Origin of the sequence: Cellulomonas hominis (assembly GCF_005239125.1) — a bacterium.
In the GTDB taxonomy this organism is placed as follows: domain Bacteria; phylum Actinomycetota; class Actinomycetes; order Actinomycetales; family Cellulomonadaceae; genus Cellulomonas; species Cellulomonas hominis_A.
Genome location: NZ_SZYE01000255.1, coordinates 1 through 4,384 on the forward strand (window position 1 = coordinate 1; position 4,384 = coordinate 4,384).

4 protein-coding genes and 1 pseudogene are annotated in these 4,384 nt (G+C 76.1%); 1 reads left to right on the top strand and 4 read right to left on the bottom strand.

Features of this window, described 5'->3' with window-relative positions:
• The 4 genes and pseudogenes from FA014_RS18275 to FA014_RS18290 all read right to left on the bottom strand — a co-directional run.
• A pseudogene (locus FA014_RS18275) lies at positions 1 to 113 on the bottom strand (phosphoglyceromutase); the annotation flags it as partial.
• Complete coding sequence (locus FA014_RS18280; RefSeq protein WP_154731046.1) at positions 80 to 844, bottom strand: oxygenase MpaB family protein; 765 nt, start codon at positions 842 to 844, stop codon at positions 80 to 82. The gene FA014_RS18280 and the pseudogene FA014_RS18275, both read right to left, overlap by 34 nt.
• A gap of 277 nt (positions 845 to 1,121) precedes the next feature.
• Positions 1,122 to 1,745: a MarC family protein gene (locus FA014_RS18285; RefSeq protein WP_154731047.1), complete on the bottom strand. Its 624-nt coding sequence runs from the start codon at positions 1,743 to 1,745 to the stop codon at positions 1,122 to 1,124.
• Positions 1,742 to 2,584: a PHP domain-containing protein gene (locus tag FA014_RS18290; RefSeq protein ID WP_154731048.1), complete on the bottom strand. Its 843-nt coding sequence runs from the start codon at positions 2,582 to 2,584 to the stop codon at positions 1,742 to 1,744. The genes FA014_RS18285 and FA014_RS18290 overlap by 4 nt, the downstream gene beginning before the upstream one ends.
• Positions 2,585 to 2,661: 77 nt before the next feature.
• Between FA014_RS18290 and FA014_RS18295 the strand changes: the two genes are divergently transcribed.
• Positions 2,662 to 4,230, top strand: a complete 1,569-nt coding sequence (locus FA014_RS18295) for an aminopeptidase P family protein (RefSeq protein WP_154731049.1) — start codon at positions 2,662 to 2,664, stop codon at positions 4,228 to 4,230.
• Positions 4,231 to 4,384 lie beyond the last annotated feature (154 nt).

Sequence of the window (4,384 nt, forward strand, 5' to 3'; positions counted from 1 at the left end):
TCCAGGTGGTAGACGAGCGGGATGCCGGTCGGGATGTTGATCCCGGCGATCGTCGCGTCGTCCACGTCGTCGAGGTACTTCACGATCGCGCGGATCGAGTTGCCGTGCGCGGCAGCCCGGCGACCGCCGCCGCCGCGAGCACCCCGTACGGCAGCCGCACCGGCACGGGCAGCGGCGGGTCGGCGAGCAGGAACTCGGCCGCCTCCCGCGCCTGCGGAGTCCCGCGCAGCTCGGCCAGGTACGAGTCGAGCGCCGCGTGCAGGCCGGCGGCCGTCTCGGGCAGGTCCTCGGCCCCGAGCGCGCGCCCCACCCGCGCCGACTGGGCCACGTAGGCGTCGCAGCCCGCGGCGTCGAGCGGCCGCGCCCCGTAGCGCTGGTGCGCGGTCAGGAACGCGTGCGCCTCCGTGACGTGCACCCAGCGGAGCAGGTGCGGGTCGGACGCGGCGTAGGGCTCGCCGTCCTCGGTCACGCCGGAGACCCGCTCGTGGATCGCGCGCACCGTCGCGACCGCCTGCTCGGCGTGCTCCACGGTGCCGAACGTCGTGACCGCGAGGAACGTGCTGGTGCGCTGCAGCCGGCCCCAGGGGTCGCCGCGGAACCCGGAGTGCGCCGCGACGGCGGCCATCGCCAGCGGGTGCCAGGACTGCAGCAGCAGCGCGGTCAGCCCGCCGACGAACATCGACGCATCGCCGTGCACCCGCCGGATCGCGTCGTCCGGGCCGAACCAGCGCGGGCCGGGGGTGCGGTGGATGCGGTCGCGCACCTGCGGGCCGCGCGGGCCGGCGACGCGGGCGAACAGCTCGTCGCCGAGCCGCCCGCGCAGGGACGAGGTGGAGGTGCTCACGCGCCGATCCTCACCCCGCGCGCGCCGCACGGCGACCCCGGGGACACCCCGCCGACGCCCGGCGCCCCGGCCGCCCCGCCCATCCCGCCCGCGCGCAGACCGCCCCGCCCGCACGCAGGCCGCGCCGAGCGGGCAACCGACACGTCGAGCGAGTAGTCGGCGGATGCTCGCTCGACGTGTCGGTTGCCCAGTCGGTGATGGATGAGACCGCGGCGCGCCACCGGCGCCGGCGTGGTGCCGGCGTGGTGCCGGTGCCGGCGTGGTGCCGGTGCCGGCGCTAGGCCGCCTTGACGAACGCCGTCACCGCGTCCGCCACGAGCTGCACCGCGATCGCCGCGAGCAGCAGGCCGGCGATCCGGGTCACGAGCGTGGTCCCCGAGTCGCCGAGCAGCCGGTGGATGAACCCCGCGAACCGCATCGCCAACCACAGGCAGACGTGCACCAGCACGATGCCGACCGCGATCGCGACCCAGTCGGCCGCGGTCCCGTCGCTCTGCTGCACGAACACCATGACCGCCACGATGGCGCCGGGCCCGGCGAGCAGGGGCGTCCCGAGGGGCACCAGCGCCACGTTGACCTTGGAGTTCCCCGACGGCTGCGGCTCCTCGGACTTGCCGGTCAGCAGCTCCATCGCGACGAGCAGCAGCAGCAGGCCGCCGGAGGCCTGCAGCGCGGGCAGCGAGATGTGCATGTACGACAGCAGGCTCTGCCCGAACACGGCGAACGCGAGCACGACGCCGAACGCGACGAAGATCGCCTGCCGGGCGGCCCGGTTGCGCTGCTGCCGGGTCATCGTGCCGGTCAGGCCGAGGAAGATCGGCACGGTCCCGGGCGGGTCCATGATGACGAACAGGGTGATGAAGACCTCGGAGAGGAGTCGCCAGTCGAGCACGGCGCTCATGCTCGCACCACCGCCGTGCGGCCGCGGCGCTCGATCTCGGCGAGCACCTCCGGCGTGGTCGTGTTCTCCCCCAGCACGTTGTCCTTCCCTGTTCCGTGGTAGTCGCTCGACCCCGTGACGAGCAGCCCGAGCCGGTCGGCGAGCGCCGACAGCCGGGCACGCTGCTCGGGGGTGTGGTCGCGGTGGTGCACCTCGAGCCCCGCGAGGCCCGCCTCGGCGAGCTCCTCGATCGCGGAGTCCGGCACCACCCGCCCGCGCCCGTCGGCGCCGGGGTGCGCGAACACCGGCACCCCGCCGGACGCGAGCACGGCCTCGACGGCCTCGACCGCCTCCGGCGCGTAGTACGGCACGTAGTACCGGCCGCGCGCGGACAGCAGGTCGGCGAACGCCGCGGTGCGGTCGGGGACGACGCCCAGCGCGACCAGCGCGTCCGCGATGTGCGGCCGGCCCACCACGGTGCCGGGCTGCTGCTGGGCGAGCACGTCGTCCCAGGTGATCGGCAGGTCCTCGGACAGCCGCTCGACGATCGCCCGGCCGCGGTGCAGCCGGGCGTCGCGGGTCTGCGCGATGACGCCCGCGAGCGCCGGGTCGGCCGGGTCCTGCAGGTAGGACAGCAGGTGCACGCTGACGCCGCGCGACAGGGCGGACACCTCGGTGCCGGGGACCAGGGCGACGCCGAGCCGGCGGCCGGCGTCGGACGCCTCGGCCCAGCCGGCGGTGGTGTCGTGGTCGGTCAGCGCGACGACGTCGAGCCCGGCCGCGGCGGCCGACGCCACCAGCTCCCCCGGGCTCTCGGTGCCGTCGGAGACCGACGAGTGGGTGTGGAGGTCGATGCGCACCGCGCAAGGCTACTCACCGGTAGGGGCCGGACCTGCGCGCAGGCCCCCGGGGCGGCCCGCGGTGCCAGACTGGACCCATGGCCACCGACCCCACGCCCGAGACCCCCGCGCCCGCCCTGTCCGAGCCCGCCGAGGGCGAGCAGACCCTCGCGGACCGCGGCTCGAACCGCAGCCAGCGCCCCCAGTCCGCCGCGTTCCTCGACTGGGTGACCTCCGGCTGGGCCGACCGCCCCGCGAGCACCGCGGTGCCGGGCGCGGCCGCCCCGTTCACCGCCGCCCGCCGCGCGCGCCTGGCCGCCGCGTTCCCGGGCGAGCGCCTGGTGGTCCCGGCCGGGGCGTACAAGGTGCGGTCGAACGACACCGACTACCGGTTCCGTCCGCACTCCGCGTTCGCGCACCTCACGGGCCTCGGCGCGGAGCAGGAGCCGGACGCGGTCCTGGTGCTGCACCCCGCCGCCGACGGCGAGGGCGACGAGCTGCCGGGCGGCGGGCGGTCGACGCACCGCGCCGTGCTGTACCTGCGCCCGCTCGCGGGCCGGGACACCGAGGAGTTCTTCTCCGACGCCCGGTACGGCGAGTTCTGGGTCGGACCGCGCCCGACGCTCGAGGACATGGCGACGGTCACCGGGATCACGACCGCGCACAGCGACGACCTGCGGGACGCGCTGGCCAAGGACGCGGGCGCGGACGGCGTGCGGGTGCTGCTGGTGCCGGGCGTGGACGAGGCCGTCGAGGCCGTCGTCGAGGAGATCCGCGCGGCGGAGGACGCCGGCGAGCGCGACGCCGTGCTGGTCGAGGCGCTGTCGGAGCTGCGGCTGATCAAGGACGAGCACGAGGTCGCCGAGCTGCGCAGCGCCGTCGCGGCGACCGCCGAGGGCTTCGCGGAGGTCGTGCGCCGGCTGCCGGAGGCCGTCGCGCACCGCCGCGGCGAGCGGGTCATCGAGGGCACGTTCCTGTCCCAGGCGCGCGTCGAGGGCAACTACGTCGGCTACGAGACGATCGCCGCCGCCGGACCGCACGCCACCACGCTGCACTGGACCGACAACGACGGGCAGGTCCGCGCGGGCGAGCTCGTCCTGATCGACGCGGGCGTCGAGGTCGACTCGCTGTACACCGCGGACGTCACCCGCACGCTGCCGGTGGACGGCACGTTCACCGACGCGCAGCGCCGGGTCTACCAGGCCGTGCTGGACGCCGCGGACGCCGCGTTCGCGGTCGCGGTCCCGGGCAACCGGTTCCGGGACGTGCACGCCGCTGCGATGGAGGTCATCGCGGCGCGCCTCGACGAGTGGGGCATGCTGCCGGTCCCGGCCGCCGAGGCGCTGACCCCCGAGGGCCAGCAGCACCGCCGGTGGATGGTGCACGGCACGAGCCACCACCTCGGGCTCGACGTGCACGACTGCGCGCAGGCCCGCCGCGAGATGTACCTGGACGCCGTGATCGAGCCCGGCATGGTGTTCACGATCGAGCCCGGCCTGTACTTCCAGGTCGACGACCTGCGGGTGCCCGAGGAGCTGCGCGGCATCGGCGTGCGGATCGAGGACGACGTGCTGGTGACGGCGGACGGCAACGAGAACCTGTCGGCCGCCCTCCCGCGCCGGCCCGAGGACGTCGAGGCGTGGATGGCGGAGCTGCTCGCCCGCTGACCCGCGGCGGGACGCACGACGGCCCGGGTCGCCCTCGCGGGGACCCGGGCCGTCGGTCGTCAGTCCTGCTGCTCGGTCCCGGGCTGCGGCCCGGGCTCCGGCGTCGTCGGCGGCTGGGGCGCGGCGGCCGGGGGCTGCGGCGCGAGCTGCCCGT

Bases quoted from the DNA above. Each gene is read 5' to 3' on its own strand.
- FA014_RS18285 (WP_154731047.1), bottom strand. From the start codon at position 1,745: ATGAGCGCCGTGCTCGACTGGCGACTCCTCTCCGAGGTCTTCATCACC.
- FA014_RS18295 (WP_154731049.1), top strand. From the start codon at position 2,662: ATGGCCACCGACCCCACGCCCGAGACCCCCGCGCCCGCCCTGTCCGAG.